The following is a 15,955-nucleotide window of genomic DNA, read 5'->3' as shown; positions in this document are numbered from 1 at the left end:
GGCGGGTGGTGTCAGGCGCCCTCGTGGAACGTCCTGGAGATGACGTCGAGCTGCTGCTCCTTCGTCAGCTTCACGAAGTTCACGGCGTATCCCGACACCCGGACGGTGAGGTTCGGGTACTTGTCGGGGTTCTCCACCGCGTCCTCGAGGGTCGAGCGGTCGAGGACGTTGATGTTGGCGTGGTAGAGACCGGAACCGGAGTGCGTTGCGGCCCGGTTGGACTTCATGTCGGCGAGGCGTTCGTCGAAAGAGAGGGATGACATGGGTGGTGCTCCTTTGAGTTGAGTTGGATGGGGAAGAACAGTGGGTCAGTCGTTGTCGTCGATGATGAATCCGGCGTCGAGGACACCGACGAGGTTCCGGATCCGCTCATCAGGCGTCCGACCGAGGCCTGAAGGTGTGATGGTGTTGGTCAGGGATATTCCGTCCAGGGCGTCGTTGTAGTCGAGTTTGCCGACCGACAGCATCGAGGCGACCATGCCGTGCGAGTCGAGGGCGTTCTCCGGGTTCGCGCCCGGGGAGAACGGGGTACCGGCCTTGTGTCCGGAGGGGAATGCGCCCGTCGCCTTGCCGTACACGACGTTCGAGGTGATCGTCAGCACCGACTGGGTCGGGATGGCGTCCCGGTACATCGGGATCTCCTTGATCTTCGCCATGACGGTGTGCACGATCGTCGCAGCGATGTCGTCGGCCCGGTCGTCGTCGTTGCCGTAGATCGGGAAGTCGCCCTCGGTGCGGTAGTCGACGATCAGCCCGGTCTCGTCGCGGACGGGGTAGACCTTCGCGTACCGGATCGCGGAGAGGGAGTCCGCGACGATGGACAGGCCGGCGATACCGCAGCCCATCGTGCGCTGGATGTCCGAGTCGTGCAGTGCCATCTCCACGGCCTCGTAGGCGTAGCGGTCATGGCAGTAGTGGATGATGTTCAGTGCCTCGACATACGTGCCGATCACCCAGTCCAGCATGTCCTCGTACTTGTGCCAGACCTCGTCGAAATCGAGCGGGCCATCGCCCTCGATGGGGGTGAAGCCCTCGACGACCTGCTTTCCGGAGACCTCGTCACGTCCGCCGTTCATGGCGTAGAGCAGGGCCTTTGCGGCATTGACGCGGGCACCGAAGAACTGCATCTGCTTGCCGACGGCCATGGGGGAGACGCAGCAGGCGATCGCGGCGTCGTCACCCCAGTGGCTGCGGATCTGCTCGTCGGACTCGTACTGGATCGATGAGGTCTCGATGGAGATCGCGGCGCAGAACTCCTTGTAGCCTTCAGGTAGAGCCGGATCCCAGAACACCGTGATGTTCGGCTCCGGTGCCGGGCCGAGGTTGCGCAGGGTCTGCAGCAGGCGGAACGCGGTCTTGGTGACCAGTGGCCGACCGTCCTGGCCGAAGCCGGCGTCGGACCAGGTGGCCCAGTAGGGGTCGCCGGAGAAGATCTGGTCGTAGTCGATGGTGCGCAGGAACCGGACGATCCGCAGCTTCAGGACCAGTTGGTCGATGATCTCCTGCGCGTCCTCCTCGGTGATCCGGCCCGCGGCGAGGTCACGCTCGAAGTAGATGTCGAAGAACGGGGACAGGCGGCCGAAGGACATCGCGGCACCGTCCTGGCTCTTCACCGAGGCGAGGTAGCCGAAGTAGGTCCACTGCACGGCCTCCTGCGCGGTCGCGGCGGGCCGGGAGATGTCGAAGCCGTAGTCCGCGGCCATCTTCTTCAGCTTCTTCAGCGCCTTGATCTGTTCGGAGTGCTCCTCGCGGTAGCGGCACCAGTGTTCGCTGAACGGGTTCGAGCCAACCGCATGCTTCGCGGCCTCCTTGTCCTCGATGAGCCGGTCGACACCGTAGAGCGCGACGCGACGGTAGTCACCGATGATGCGCCCGCGTCCGTAGGCGTCCGGGAGCCCGGTGATGATGTGCGAGGACCGGGCCGCGCGGATACGCGGGGTGTAGATCTCGAAGACGGCGTCGTTGTGGGTCTTGCGGTAGCGGGTGAAGATCTCCTTGACCCGTTCGTCGGGCTCCTTCCCCGCTTCGCGGATCGCCTGTTCCACCATCCGCCAGCCACCGTTGGGCATCATCGCCCGCTTGAGCGGAACGTCCGTCTGCAGGCCGACGACGACATCGTCATCATCGGAGATGTAGCCGGCGGGGAAGGCATCGACGTCCGCGGGTGTGTGCGTGTCGACGTCGTACACCCTGCGCTTGCGTTCCTCCGCGAGGTAGTCCTTCTCCAGGGTGTCCCAGACCCGCAGGGTCTTGGCGGTCGGTCCAGAGAGGAATGCCGCATCCCCGGTGTAGGGGGAGTAGTTCCGCTGGACGAAGTCGCGGACATCGATGTGATCGCACCAGGGACCGGACTCGAACCCTTCCCAGGGGGAGTCGGTGTCGGTGGGGGTTGGAGCGAATGTGGTCACGGTTGCTTCAGACCTTTCCAAGACGGGGTGTCAACTGGGGAATCCAGGTTTCAGGTTCACTCACGCGAACGAGTCCCATCAGACTGGTGTGCAGCGGTCGAATATCCCATCGCGTTCGACTGGCCTTCCGTCCCCCTGAAGAATCGGGGGTGGCGTCCGGCTCCTCGGAGAGCTCATCGCGTCAACATTTTCGACGCTACGCCTGATAGCCGGAGGCGTGCAGGACATTCCACCGATGACGGGGGTAAAAAGGTCACCCCGTTACCGGTCGACTCCGGGGAGGTGCAGGCAGAACGTGTTTTTTCACCCGTCCGCGAGCGGTGACGCCCCGCTGTGGGAATGATCACCATCACCTTCGTCCGGGGGTCGGAGAATCCGACGCCCCGGATCCGTCCCCGCACCACGGGCCGTGGGGCCGGTGGTGGGGGAGTGTCAACAGGCCCGCGACGGGGCCCGGTTCCCGTCAGGTCAGAGCGAGATTCCCGGGGTGCTTCCCGCCGGGACCGGTTTCACCCGGGGCGCGTCCGGTCCCATCAGGACCTCGTTCGGGAATGAGACGGGCCGCCAGTCGCCGCATCCCAGGGACTCGAAGACGGCGGCCTTCGGATCGAGGAGATCCGCCATCTCATTGACCCAGTCACTCTTCTCGGAGAGCACCCTTCCCCGTGCGTCAAGTACGCGCCAGGTGCAGGAGTCGCCGCCCGGCGACCAGTACCAGCTTCTTTCGGCGTCGACGCCGACCTCGTGTTTACCGGGACCGACGCTGGGGCCGTCCTGGAGATACAGTGTCCGCTCCGCATTCTCCATGTCGCGGTCGACCATGTAGGAGGAGACACCGAGACCGACCGCCCAGGTCATGAGACCCGCCACGAAGCCGGCGAAGAACATCCCGAACCTACGGAAGAACGGCTTCCGTTCGCCGTCTCCGGCGGAGTGCTTCCGTCGGTCACCCCGGGGCTGGGGCGCGGGTACGGGGGACTGCCCCGGTCGCCAGCCGGGAGGAGGGGAACCGGGGGGCGGCCCCTGGTGTGCACCCGACGGGAGGTATTGGGGGACGCCGGGGCCCGGTGGTGGGGGATAGAAGCCGGGGGGTGGCCCGGGCTGGGTGTTCCCGGTGGGGCCCGGTCCGCCGAAACCGGAGCCGGGCGCGTCCCCGGGAATGCGGGGGTACGGGGAGCCCGGGCCGGGCCCGGGATAGGGGCGGCCACTGGAGCCGGAGGGATCGTTCGGTGGTCGTTCTGGGGACATGGTCTCTCCTCGGGCTCCCCGCCGTCGTCGACACGGCGGCATGGCTGATGATGACGGGACCGACGACGAACCGTCTGCTTGCGATTCTGCTCTATCCGGTGCCTGGACGCAGCGGATCTACTAGGTGTAGCGCCCCCGTTCAGGGGCTGATACCGGCCGGTGCGACGGCTTCCGGTCAACCGCTCTCCCCGCTCCGTCGGTGCGATAGGCTGAAAGCCATGAGAATCTGTGCTCCGTTCGCCGGAATAGTCCGCTACACGGTGGCGGACGGTGAATACGTGGACACCGGACACCCCCTCGCCGTCGTCGAGACGGTAAAACTCGAGGCTCCCGTCATCGCCCCGGGGCCCGGAGTCGTCCGCGGGCGGAGGTTCCCCGACTTCGCCGATGTGACCGGCGGTGACATGCTACTCGAACTGGAGGAGAACTGACATGGGCCTGACCCGCATCATTTCCGGTGAGGCCCGGGGGCGGAAGATCAAGGTGCCGCCGGCGGGAACACGTCCCACCAGCGACCGGGCACGCGAGGGCCTGTTCTCCTCACTGCAGGTGAGGTTCGGATTCGCCGGTAGACGGGTCCTGGATCTGTTCGCCGGATCCGGTGCACTCGGTCTCGAGGCGGCCTCCCGGGGCGCCGATGAGGTCGTGCTCGTCGAGAACAACCGGGTTGCCGCGGACACCATCCGGCACAATGCCACGGTCGTCGGGCATCCGAACGTCACCGTCGCGGAGATGAAGGCCTCCGTCTACGTCGCGGGTGCGCCCCGCGGGCACTTCGACATGGTTCTCGCCGACCCCCCCTACGAGCTCGCGGATGAGGCGGTGGCGGAGATGCTGACCGCGCTGGTCCCAGTACTCGCGGATGGCGCCGCGGTCGTCGTCGAACGACACGTCGAGTCCCCGGAAACGGCGTGGCCCGCCTGCTACGTGCCGACCACCCAGAAGCTGAAGAAGCGCACCTACGGTCGCGCCCGGATGGACATGGCCGTCTTCCACGCCGACCTGGCCGGGGACGTGGTCGGCGTTCCCTCATCCGACGACGGGACAGGGGAGTGACGATGCGGGTCGTCTGCCCGGGATCCTTCGATCCCGTCACCATGGGTCATCTCGACATCTTCCGGCGCGCCGCCGACCAGTTCGGCGAGGTCACGGTTCTGGTCACGGTCAACCCGAAGAAACAGGGCCTGTTCACGATGGATGAGCGGGTCCGGCTCATCGAGGAGGCGGTCTCCGGGATCTCCGGGATCACCGTCGACACCTGGTCCGGTCTGCTCGTCGACTACACCACGCAAAACGGTGTGACCGCCCTCGTCAAGGGCCTCCGTTCCGGGATCGACTACGAATACGAACTGCCGATGGCGCAGATCAACCGGAGGCTGTCGGGCGTGGACACGTTCTTCCTCCTGACGGACCCGAAGTACGGGTACATCTCATCCACCCTGTGCAAGGAAGTGGCCCGGCACGGCGGTGACGTGTCGGGGATTCTGCCGCCGAATGTCGCCACGGCGATCCGCGCGAAGTTCTCTGACGGTCCCACCGGGCACTGACCGGCCCGACCTCGCCGGATATTCGGCGGTGCGGGCCGGAACCGCCCGCACGGGACGCAACGCCTCATCCCGTTGTTCGGCGCCGCCGGAGGCCGGACCGGGCCGAGACGGTCGACCTCCGGACGTCACCCCCGCTTTACCCCTCTGCCGGAACGACATGTCTGCATCCGCACAGGTTCCGGTGGTGCCGGACCGGTGCAAGTGCGACCGGAGGAGCCCAATTCGGGGCCGACACGGTGAATTCCGGCCGCGGCTGTACCATTCCCCGCATGAGTGTCCTCGCCACCGTCTCGATCACGGTGATCATCGTCATGCTGGGGTCCTGTCTGCAGCGCATATCGGGCATGGGATTCGGTCTCCTCGTCGTCCCGGTCCTGGCGATACTCCTGGGCCCCGCGGACGGTGTTCTGGTGGTCAACGCCCTGGCTGCCGTGAACGCGGCGCTGACCACCTGGACGGTGCGTCAGTACGTCGACTGGCGGAAGGTCAGGCTGCTGGCCGTTCCCCTCCTCGTGGGGGCTTTTCCCGGGGTGTTCCTCATCCGTGCGATCAACGCGGCACCGTTGCAGATCATCGTCGGTACGCTCCTCCTCGTCGCCCTGGCGGTCGTCCTCGGCGGACGACGCCACATCCCGCATGTATCCGGCAACGGCAGCCTGTTCACCGCCGGCGTCATCGGCGGGTTCATGAATACCCTCGCGGGCGCCGCGGGGCCCGCCATCACCGTCTACGCGCAGGCCGCGCGGTGGCAGCACCAGATGCTCGCCGCGACCCTGCAACCGCTGTTCGTGATCTCGGGTGGGCTGTCCTTCATCCTGAAGATTCTCCTCGGTGCCAGTTCGGTGACCGCCGTTCCGCCCACGATCTGGCCGGTGGCCTTCGTCGGGATGCTCGTGGGGATCTTCGGTGGGACCATGCTGTCGCGGGTCATCCCCCGGGAGACCGCACGTCGGACCGCGTTGACCGTCGCCGGTCTCGGTGGGATCACCGCGATCATCCAGGGCGTCACCTCCCTCGGCTCCTGACGCCCGCCCGGTCATCGTCGCGCGAACGTGCGGACAGGGAGGCGCCGTGCAGGACCACCGCGAGATGTGGATCGATCCGCTCTGTACCGGCACCGGGTCGGATCATGTGGATGGGCTGCCGCGGGTGCATCTGTGCGCGGGTCCCCGCGGAGGCGGATCCGATTTCGGCGGTGCCGTCCGGTGGGGCGCGGGAGATGCACCCCACGGACGACCGGGAGCCGGGCCGGATCGAAACGGGGACAGGTGTCCCACCGTGGTCCCCTCATCCCCGTCGACCGGCCCGGCACCGCCACCGAACGCGGTGCCGGTCGATCAGAGGAGGGAGGAGAGGAACGCCTGCGTGCGTTCGTGCTGCGGATTCGTGATCACCTGCGAGGGCGGTCCGGACTCGACGACCACACCGGCGTCCATGAACGCGACCTGGTCGGCCACCTCGCGGGCGAACCCCATCTCGTGTGTGACCACGAGCATGGTCATGCCGTCGGCGGCGAGCTGCTTCATCACGCCGAGCACCTCACCGACGAGTTCGGGGTCGAGTGCGGAGGTCGGCTCGTCGAAGAGCATCAGCTTCGGGTCCATCGCGACCGCGCGGGCGATGGCGACACGCTGCTGCTGTCCACCGGACAGCTGGACCGGGTAGGCGTCGGCCTTGTGGACCAGGCCCACCTGGTCTAGCAGTTCGAGGGCCTTCTTCCGGGCCTTGTCCGCGGGGACACGCTTGACCTGGATCGGGGCCTCGGTGATGTTCTCGATGACGGTACGGTGGGGGAAGAGATTGAAGCTCTGGAACACCATTCCTATGTCGGCGCGCTGCCGGGCGGCCTCCTTCTCGGAGATCTCGTGGAGGATTCCGTCGCGTTCCCGGTAGCCGATCAGTTCGCCGTCGACGTAGAGGCGTCCCGCGTTGAACTTCTCGAGGTGGTTCACACAGCGCAGCATCGTCGATTTTCCGGAGCCGGAGGGCCCGATCAGGCACGTGACGGATCCCCGGGGCACCCGGAGATCGATGCCCTTGAGCACCTGGAGCTGTCCGAAGCTCTTGCACACCTGTTGTGCGTCGATCATGAGGTCTGTCATGTGAGTAGTCCTACTTCGTGGTCGGGGAGACGGTGATGTTGCTGGGCGGGACACCCTCGGCGTCGGCGAGTGCGGCGAGCTGGCGCGAGGACAGTTCTCGCGACGAGCCGCGGGCGAAGTGGCGTTCGAGGTAGTACTGACCGACCATGAGGACCGAGGTGATCACCAGATACCAGGTCGCGGCGACCATCAGCATCGGAACCGGTTGGAAGAGGCTGTTGGCGATGTCCATCGACCGGCCGAACAATTCGAGTGAGTAGGGCACCGCGACCACGAGCGAGGTGGTCTTGAGCATGGAGATCAGCTCGTTGCCGGTCGGAGGGATGATGATGCGCATGGCCTGCGGGAGAACGGTGCGGCGGATCGTCTGCCACCAGCTCATGCCGAGTGCCTTGGAAGCCTCGGTCTGTCCCTCCGGGACCGCCTGGATGCCTGCACGCACGATCTCCGCCATGTACGCGGACTCGTTGAGCCCGAGACCGATGACCGCGAGGAAGAATGTGTTCTGCAGGAGCGTCTCGACGTCGATTTCGGTGACACCGACGTTGATGGTCTGGTAGAGCGTGGACAGCAGACCCCAGAAGACCAGCTGCACGTACACCGGGGTTCCCCGGAAGATCCAGAGGTAGAACCACGACACCGACCGCATGACCGGGTTCGGCGACATCCGGAGGACCGCCATGATGGCGCCGAGGACGACACCGATGATCATCGCGAGGATCGTCAGGAGGATCGTGCGTCCGGCGGCGGTGAGGATCCGTGTGTCGAAGACGTAGCTGCGGTAGACGTCCCAGGAGAAAGCCTCGTTGGTGGCGACCGAATAGAGCACTCCGACGGCGATGAGCAGCAGGAGGGCGGAGGCGATCCAGCGGCCCGGATGACGCAGCTGTTTCGCCTCGATGGGTTTCGGCGCCGTGGCGGTGGTGTGTGGCATGGGGATCCTCTGTGTCTGTGAGAATGTCGGTCGGGTGGGGCTGCGGGATGCGTCGCTCAGGGCCGGTACGGCTCTCCGTTTATCTGTGCGGTCTCGATGAGGCCGTGCTCGATCCCCCAGAAGCCGAGTATGCGCTCGTAGTCCCCGGTATCCACCAGGTGCTGGAGCGCAGCGGCGAGGGCGGGACCGAGCGGGGACTGTTTCGGTACGGGCCAGCCGAAGGGGGCCGCGTCGAAGAGGTCGCCGGTGGTCTCGATCTTCCCGTCCGCGCGTGCGACCGCGAAGTCCGCGACCGGGGAGTCACTCGACATGGCGTCCGCCCGCCCGAGGACCAGCGCGGTGGCCGCGCCGTCCGCGGAATCGTAGGCGAGTTTCGTGATCGGTTCCAGGCCCGCTTCGACGCACGCCTCGGACTTGGGGTTGATGTCGTCGGTCTCGCTGACGGTGTTCCGCTGGACGGAGACGGTCAGTCCGCAGGCGTTGTCCGGATCCACCGGGTCTCCGGTCTGGGCGGACCACTGGATACCGGCGTAGAGGTAATCGACGAAGTCGTAGCTCTGTCGCCGTTCCTCGTTGTCGGTGAAGCTCGATGCCCCGAAATCCACGGTGCCCGCACTCACCGAGGGGAGAATGAGCGAGAAGTCCTGGTCCGCCACCTCGAGCTCGAGGCCCATCACCTGTGCGGCGGCGCGGGCGAGATCGATGTCGAAACCGATGATGTCGCCGGCCGAGTCCTTGAATTCGGCGGGGGCGTAGGGCACGTTCGTCCCGATCGTGATCGTGCCGTCCGCCGCGATCTCCGGGGGCACCATGGCGGCGATCTCGGGAACTGCGGCGATGTCGAGTTCCTCCCACCCGTCGGGGTGGCCGGTCTCTTCGTTGGTCACGCAGGCGGTGAGTGCCAGAGCCGAGGCGGTCAGCGTGGCGGCGAGGCGGCTCCGGGTGCCACCGGTACGGGGGAAGTGGGAAAGCATGAAGCGATTCTAACCCATGCTTAACAACTGCTTTAGCCGCCCTGTCCGCCATCCGGGGTCTGTCGGTCGTGCTTCCGGATCAGCTGAGGTCGCGGAGGGCCTTCACCTGACGGTTGCGGTGCTGTGTCATCCGCTCGGCCAGGAGTGTGCCCACCACAGCCCCGGCGCCGATCACGATGAACAGGGCGGACACGCCGACGTTGCCGGAGGGGGTGAGGAGTTCGGCGTCCGCGGTCTGCCACGGCCACAGTGCGCGCAGGGATCCGAGCATCAGGCCCGCCATCGTGACCAGGGTCAGGGTGCGGTGGTGGTGCATGAGGTATCCGAGCAGGCGGATGAACAGGATGATTCCCGTGCCGGCTCCCGCGACGAATACCGCGATCACCGTGAGATCCCGGTCGTGCACCGCGCCGAGGACGAAACCGTACAGTCCGAGTGCCAGGAGAAGGAAGGAACCGGAGACCCCGGGAAGAACGAGCGCGCAGACGGCGAACGCCGCGGCGACGAAGACGAGGGGGAGCGCCGGGGAGGTGTTCTCGGCCGCGGTGAAGCCGGTGAGCACGAAGGTGCCGGCGGCGGCGACGACGAACAGGATCCCCGCGACGGCACCCCTCTTCCGCAGGTCAGTCCGGTCGACCATCCGGAGGGGGACCATGATGGAGGCCGCGACCATGCCGAGGAACAACGACCGGGAGATCTCGGGCTGGTTCTCGACGAAGCTCTTCATGACTCCGGCGAGTGCGAACACCGTGAGCAGCATTCCCGTTCCGACCGGGATGATGAGTCCCCAGTCGACCGCACGCGCGTTCCTCCGGATGTTCGGGCGGTCGGTGAGGAACGATTTCGCCAGTGTGATGAGATCGTTGCCCGCGTCGAGGGCACGTTCGTAGACACCGACGACGAGGGCGATGGTGCCTCCCGAGATACCGGGCACGAGTTCCGCGAGTGCTATGAGTCCGCCGCGGATCACATTGAGCAGGATTTCGCCGATGCCCGTACGGGTGCGTGCTGGTGATGGGGACTGACTCATGGTTCCTGGTTTCCTTCGGTACGAACTTCCCGACTGATCGGGCTGCGGTGTCCGGGGAAAGATTACACGGGTTTCCCGCCGGCTCCGGGAGCGGAGACGTGTCCCGCGTCCGGGTCGACACTCGAGAGGGGGAGTACCGGAAAACCACCCGAATTTGACAATGAAAATCAATACCGTTTAATTATCCCCATGACATCCACCACCAAGAACCGAACCCTGATCGGGGTTCTCGCCGCATCGGCGCTCCTGCTCGGGGCATGCGGCGCAGACCCCTCCACCGAGGAAACCCCGTCATCCTCCGGTGAGACGGCTCCGCCGACGACGAACGCGGAACACCGTGACGGAGAATCCGACGGAGAGGCGGGAGAGCTCGCCGAGTCCCGCCGTGCCCAGCCCAGGATCGCCGTGGCCCATGAGGGCGGGATCACCGTCCTGGACGCCGGGGATCCGGGGGCCGGAACAGCACCCGCGGTCATCGCCGATCTGCCCGAGGACGGATACCTGCGGCTCAACCGCGCCGGTGACGACCGGCACGTCTTCGTCTCCACACCCGGCGGATTCCGCGTCCTCGACATCGGCTCCTACTCACAGAGCCACGGTGACCACTCACACCACTTCGCGGGTGACCCGTCCCTGCTCCAGTTCACGGTGGACGCCGTCAAGCCCGGACATGTCGTCGGCGGAGAAGGTCACGCCGTTCTCTTCGACGACAAGACCGGAACGGTCACCGACGTGGATCTGGGGGGCATGACGGTGTCCGAGCAGTTCACGCTGCCCCCGCACCACGGAATCGCGGTCCGGAACGAGGACGGCACCTACGTCGCCACCATCGCGGACGACGATGCCGAACGGATCGGCATCGCCGAATACGACGCGTCCGGTTCGGAGCTCAAGCGTTTCGAACAGTGTCCCGGTGCACACGGGGCAGCTGAGGCCGGGGGCGGGGCCGTCGTGGTCGGCTGCACCGACGGAGCGCTGATCCACCGTGGAGACGGCGCCACCAAGGCAACGTCGCCCGATCCCTACGGACGGATCGCCACCCAGGTCGGAAACGGTACCTCACGCTTCGTTCTCGGGGACTACAAGTCCGATCAGAAGGCAGCCGAGGAGGATCGTCGTGAACATCCGACCCGGGTCAGCATCATCGACGTCGAGACCGGTGAACTCCGGTTGGTCGACCTCGGGACGTCCTACACCTTCCGCTCACTTGCCATGACGGCCGACGGCACCGCGGTCGTTCTCGGGACCGACGGAAAGCTCCACCTCATCGATCCCGGTACCGCCAGCGAGATCCGGACCATCGACGTCCTCGAGCCCTGGGAGGAACCGGACGAGTGGCAGGAACCGCGCCCCGCGCTCGCCGTCGCCGGAAACCGCGCCTACGTCACCGATCCCGCGGCAGGGAAACTCCACGCCGTGGTGCTGACCGGAGGCACGGACCCGGTCTCCGTCGACCTCCCCGCGACGCCGGACGAGATCGTCGCCACCAAGGGCTGAGTACCCGGGACCGGGACCGTCACCCCATCCTCCGGGACTGTGTCCGGTCGCTTCCGGTCGTCCCCGGACGAGGTGGTCGATCCGTCCACGGTGTGTCCGTCACCCACGGCGACGGCGCAGGCATCAGGGTGACGGATGACGTGCGGGCCATGGGTGGATTCCACCCGCCGAGGCCTTCAACGGAAGCTCGGTTGCGGATCACGCGCTCCGACGGTGTCCGACCGCCGGCCCGCCGAGGGTTGCCACGGATGACGATCAGGGGAGGGGTCGCCCCGGACGCCTGCGGGGGGCGACGAAGACGTGGCGGTGTGTCGATCGTGGGAATCCGGTGAGCCGTATACCCGTTCAGCGCCCGCTCACCGGTACCCGGACCCTCCCCGGGGCCGTAGGTCGGCACGGTCCGGGATGGCTCGGCGCCGCTCGCCACGGCGGACGCCGGGAGCGGCGCTGTGAAGGGGGCGGTGTCCGGCCCAGGACGAAGGCGCCGCCGCACTGCGCCCGGTATGATGACCTGCATGAATAGAGACGATCGCGGGTCTCGTCCCTGGAACGCCGGATCGGGGGAACCGGTCCTCTGGCGGGATGTCCGCCAGATTCTCACGGTGTGTCTCGTTGCGGGGGTCCTGTCCGCCGTGTCGAACTGGACATCCACCGCTGAACTGAGCGGTCAGCTGACCGCCTACTCGGTGGTACGGAAAACCGTCAGCAAGCTGTTGAGCAGCGGAACAGTCTGGGCCGCCGTCGCCGTGTTCGCAGGCTACCGACTCCGCCGGCCCCTCCCGTCCGCTCTGGGCGGGGGCGTCGCGGCGGAGCTCACCCTGATCATCCACTACGGATTCGGCCGGATGGTGGGGATCTACCCCGACACGATCTGGCGCGACAACCTGATGTGGTTCTACGCCGGTGTGCTGCTGTGTGTGCCGCTCGGCCTGTGTGGACTGCTCGCCGCGCGCACGGACCGGACAGGCGTCGTCGCCAGGCTCCTGGTGCCGGTCGGGGCGGTGGCGGAGCCTCAGCTCCTCCGCATGCTCTCGCCCCCGCAGATGCTCCCGTGGCCCGAGCGGTGGTCGTCGGTGATCAGTGGTGTGATCCTCGCGACCGCGGGACTGGTCGGGACGGTCATCGTGCTGTGGCGGGCGTGCGGACCGGGTTTCCGGAGCGCGGCGTGAGGGTCGCGATCCCGGGATGTCGGCATGAACCGACGGAAACGTCCGGGGACAACAGCGCCGTGCGCGTTGTCCCCGGACGTTTGTCGGATCCGGGAGATCCTGCCGGCTTTCCCTGCCCGTGGTGCCCCCGGTGAGACTCGAACTCACACTGGACGGGTTTTGAATCCGTTGCCTCTGCCAATTGGGCTACGGGGGCGTGCGTGACGATGATACCTGAAGGGGGACGGAGGCCCACAACGGGACCACGGTCCCGTCCCACCGGCTGTCGTAGATCGGGGCAGAAGACGCGACGGACGCCCCGGCGGGCACCCGCCGCCCAGTACACTCGTATCCCGTGAGTGCCTCTGCAGAAAAGCCCCAAGACGTCAAACGACTGATGCTCATCGACGGTCACTCGATGGCCTTCCGCGCGTTCTTCGCCCTGCCCGCGGAGAACTTCTCCACCACCGGCGGCCAGCACACCAACGCTGTGTACGGATTCATCTCCATGCTGGCGAATCTCCTCAGGGAGGAGAAGCCCACCCACGTGGCCGTTGCCTTCGACGTGGGCCGGCAGACATTCAGGAGCGAGAGGTTCCCCGCGTACAAGGCGCAGCGGGACGCGACCCCGGAGGAGTTCAAGGGGCAGATCGGGCTGATCAAGGAGGTCATGGAGGCCCTCGGTATCGTCACCATCGAGAAGGAGAACTACGAGGCCGACGACATCATCGCCACCCTGTCCGTCGCCGCTGCGCCGCTCGGCTTCGAGACCTCGATCGTGACCGGCGACCGGGACTCCTTCCAGCTGGTCAACGACACGACGACGGTTCTCTACCCGATGCGTGGTGTCTCGAACCTGCACCGGTTCACGCCCGCCGCGGTGGAGGAGAAGTACGGCCTCACCCCGGCCCAGTACCCGGACTTCGCGGCCCTACGGGGGGACCCGAGCGACAATCTGCCCAACATCCCCGGCGTGGGGGAGAAGACGGCGACCAAGTGGATCACCCAGTACGGCAGCCTCGACGAACTGCTGGCGCACGCCGACGAGATCAAGGGGAAGATCGGGAACAACTTCCGGGAGCGCCTCGACCAGGTGCGCATGAACCGCGAACTGACCGAGATGGTCAAGGACATGGACTTGCCGTACGGTCCGGATCAGCTGGAACTCAACCCCGCGAGTGTGAGCGCACTCGCGGAGAAGTTCGACGAGCTGCAGTTCGGGACGAACCTCCGGGAGCGGATCCTGGCGGCGGTCGAACACGACGGAGCGACACCCGACGGTGCACCGCCGGCCGAACAACGTCCGGAGCTGACCGTGGACGCGGAGGCTCTCGACACCTGGCTGTCCGTCCGCGCTGAGCGGGGGCTCGCTGTCGCCGTAGCAGGCACCGCGACCCCCGGAGCCGGGGACATCGAGGCCGTGGCGTTCGTCGACGCCGACCGGCACGCCCTCGTCGTCGAGGTCGCGGACCTGAACCCCGCCGAGGAGAAGGCACTCGCCGAGTGGGTCAGCTCGGCGGCCCCGAAGTACCTGCACGGGGCGAAGAGTGCCTGGCACATGTTCGCGGGCCGGAACATGGAGCTGGCCGGCATCACGCACGACACCGCCATCGCCGCCTACCTGCTGCGCCCCGGTCAGCGCACCTACGGGCTCGGCGACGTCCTGCAACGCCACCTGCAGCGGCAGCTCGAAGGCGCTGATTCCGGGAACGGTTCCGGGCAGCTCTCCCTGCTGGACGTGCACGAGGACCACACCGGTCTCATCGCCGAGGCCGAGGCGATCGCCGATCTCGCCGTCGCCCTCACCGCAGCTCTGGAGGAGATCGACTCGTTCGCGCTCTACCGGGAGCTGGAACTGCCGTTGATCCCTGTCCTCGCACGGATGGAGCACGCCGGCATCGCCGTGGACACGGACAGACTGGAACAGCAGCGGGACGAGTTCATCGCGAAGGTCGAGGCGGAGGAGACCGCGGCGCGTGAGATCGCCGGGGACGACACCCTCAACCTGTCCAGCCCCAAGCAGCTGCAGGTGGTGCTCTTCGACACCCTCGACATGCCGAAGACGAAGAAGACCAAGACCGGCTACTCGACCGCGGCGAAGGAGATCGAGTCGCTCGCGGTAAAGCACCCGCACCCGTTCCTCGATCATCTGCTGGCGCACCGCGAGTTCCAGAAGATGAAGACCACCCTCGACGGGCTGATCAAGGCCGTCGCGGATGACGGACGCATCCACACGACGTTCAACCAGACGGTGACCTCCACCGGCCGGTTGAGCTCCACTGATCCGAACCTGCAGAACATTCCGGTGCGCACCCCGGCCGGCCGCCGGATCCGCGGCGCATTCGTGGTCGGCGACGGGTACAGCACCCTGCTCACCGCCGACTACTCCCAGATTGAGATGCGCGTGATGGCCCATCTCTCGGGAGATGCGGGGCTGATCCAGGCGTACCGGGAAGGTGAGGACCTGCACAACTTCGTCGGCTCCCGGGTGTTCGACGTGCCGGTCGATCAGGTCACCCCGGAACTCCGGCGCCGTGTCAAGGCGATGTCCTACGGGCTCGTCTACGGGTTGAGCGCCTTCGGCCTGTCGCAGCAGCTGGATATCTCGGCGGGCGAGGCAAAGCACATCATGGGCAACTACTTCGAGCGTTTCGGCGGAGTGAAACGGTACCTCGACACGGTCGTCGACACCGCCCGTCAGGACGGCTACACGGCCACGCTCTTCGGCCGTCGGCGCTACCTTCCGGAACTGTCCTCGACGAACCGGGTGGCGCGGGAGAACGCGGAACGAGCCGCGCTCAACGCCCCGATCCAGGGGACCGCCGCCGACATCATCAAGGTCGCGATGCTGCGTGTCGACGCCGCACTGCGCGCCGCCGGTGTCCGCAGCCGGGTGCTGCTCCAGGTGCACGATGAGCTCGTCGTCGAGATCGCGGACGGGGAGCTGGACCAGGTCCGGGGGATCCTGGAGCGCGAGATGGACGGGGCGATCACCCTCGACGTGCCGCTCGAGGTGTCCGCCGGATCCGGGGAGAACTGGGACGCTGCGGCGCACTGACCCGGCCCG

Annotated in this window: 12 protein-coding genes, 1 tRNA gene and 1 pseudogene; 7 read left to right on the top strand and 7 right to left on the bottom strand. The window is 66.7% G+C overall.

Annotated features, from left to right (window positions below; translation table 11 throughout):
• Positions 1–11 precede the first annotated feature (11 nt).
• Together grcA2 and KRX55_RS04155 are read right to left on the bottom strand one after the other, a co-directional pair.
• Positions 12–2,408, bottom strand: a pseudogene (gene grcA2 / locus KRX55_RS04160) (autonomous glycyl radical cofactor GrcA2).
• A 468-nt stretch (positions 2,409–2,876) separates the two neighbouring features.
• Entirely contained in the window at positions 2,877–3,296 is a 420-nt protein-coding gene (locus KRX55_RS04155; protein WP_218406547.1) for a DUF3319 domain-containing protein, read from the bottom strand.
• A 578-nt stretch (positions 3,297–3,874) separates the two neighbouring features.
• Here KRX55_RS04155 and KRX55_RS04150 point away from each other — a divergent pair.
• The 4 genes from KRX55_RS04150 to KRX55_RS04135 all read left to right on the top strand — a co-directional run bounded on the left by KRX55_RS04150 (position 3,875) and on the right by KRX55_RS04135 (position 6,228).
• A complete protein-coding gene (locus KRX55_RS04150; RefSeq protein WP_218406546.1) occupies positions 3,875–4,087 on the top strand; it encodes an acetyl-CoA carboxylase biotin carboxyl carrier protein subunit in 213 nt (70 codons plus the stop codon).
• Positions 4,088–4,094: 7 nt separating this feature from the next.
• On the top strand, positions 4,095–4,712 hold the full coding sequence (rsmD, locus tag KRX55_RS04145; protein ID WP_218406718.1) for a 16S rRNA (guanine(966)-N(2))-methyltransferase RsmD: 618 nt from the start codon (positions 4,095–4,097) through the stop codon (positions 4,710–4,712).
• A 2-nt stretch (positions 4,713–4,714) separates the two neighbouring features.
• The gene (gene coaD, locus KRX55_RS04140) at positions 4,715–5,203 is read left to right on the top strand and encodes a pantetheine-phosphate adenylyltransferase (protein WP_218406545.1); all 489 of its coding nucleotides are present in this window, start codon (positions 4,715–4,717) and stop codon (positions 5,201–5,203) included.
• A gap of 269 nt (positions 5,204–5,472) precedes the next feature.
• Positions 5,473–6,228 carry a sulfite exporter TauE/SafE family protein gene (locus KRX55_RS04135; RefSeq protein ID WP_218406544.1) on the top strand — a complete coding sequence of 252 codons (756 nt, stop codon included), beginning with the start codon at positions 5,473–5,475 and terminating at the stop codon, positions 6,226–6,228.
• A gap of 312 nt (positions 6,229–6,540) precedes the next feature.
• On the opposite strand, the gene KRX55_RS04130 is transcribed toward KRX55_RS04135, so the two are convergent.
• The 4 genes from KRX55_RS04130 to KRX55_RS04115 all read right to left on the bottom strand — a co-directional run bounded on the left by KRX55_RS04130 (position 6,541) and on the right by KRX55_RS04115 (position 10,243).
• The gene (locus tag KRX55_RS04130) at positions 6,541–7,305 is read right to left on the bottom strand and encodes an amino acid ABC transporter ATP-binding protein (protein ID WP_304505529.1); all 765 of its coding nucleotides are present in this window, start codon (positions 7,303–7,305) and stop codon (positions 6,541–6,543) included.
• A gap of 10 nt (positions 7,306–7,315) precedes the next feature.
• Positions 7,316–8,239, bottom strand: a complete 924-nt coding sequence (locus KRX55_RS04125; RefSeq protein ID WP_200259315.1) for an amino acid ABC transporter permease — start codon at positions 8,237–8,239, stop codon at positions 7,316–7,318.
• Positions 8,240–8,295: 56 nt separating this feature from the next.
• Entirely contained in the window at positions 8,296–9,213 is a 918-nt protein-coding gene (locus KRX55_RS04120; RefSeq protein WP_200259317.1) for an ABC transporter substrate-binding protein, read from the bottom strand.
• Between the two features lie 79 nt (positions 9,214–9,292).
• Positions 9,293–10,243: a DUF368 domain-containing protein gene (locus KRX55_RS04115; protein ID WP_218406543.1), complete on the bottom strand. Its 951-nt coding sequence runs from the start codon at positions 10,241–10,243 to the stop codon at positions 9,293–9,295.
• Between the two features lie 189 nt (positions 10,244–10,432).
• On the opposite strand from KRX55_RS04115, the gene KRX55_RS04110 reads away from it, so the two are divergent.
• Both KRX55_RS04110 and KRX55_RS04105 read left to right on the top strand, forming a co-directional pair.
• Positions 10,433–11,740, top strand: coding sequence for a hypothetical protein (locus tag KRX55_RS04110; RefSeq protein WP_218406542.1), 1,308 nt, complete (start codon positions 10,433–10,435; stop codon positions 11,738–11,740).
• Between the two features lie 515 nt (positions 11,741–12,255).
• Complete coding sequence (locus tag KRX55_RS04105; protein ID WP_218406541.1) at positions 12,256–12,909, top strand: hypothetical protein; 654 nt, start codon at positions 12,256–12,258, stop codon at positions 12,907–12,909.
• A 119-nt stretch (positions 12,910–13,028) separates the two neighbouring features.
• Here KRX55_RS04105 and KRX55_RS04100 read toward each other — a convergent pair.
• Positions 13,029–13,105, bottom strand: a tRNA-Leu gene (locus KRX55_RS04100).
• A 180-nt stretch (positions 13,106–13,285) separates the two neighbouring features.
• Between KRX55_RS04100 and polA the strand changes: the two genes are divergently transcribed.
• Positions 13,286–15,946 (top strand): DNA polymerase I, encoded by a 2,661-nt coding sequence (gene polA / locus KRX55_RS04095; RefSeq protein WP_218406716.1) that lies wholly within the window; start codon positions 13,286–13,288, stop codon positions 15,944–15,946.
• Positions 15,947–15,955 lie beyond the last annotated feature (9 nt).

Source organism: Corynebacterium sp. TAE3-ERU16 (genome assembly GCF_019209935.1).
In the GTDB taxonomy this organism is placed as follows: domain Bacteria; phylum Actinomycetota; class Actinomycetes; order Mycobacteriales; family Mycobacteriaceae; genus Corynebacterium; species Corynebacterium antarcticum.
The sequence above is the reverse complement of the archived record's forward strand: the minus strand, read 5'-3'. Positions and strand labels throughout refer to the sequence as shown.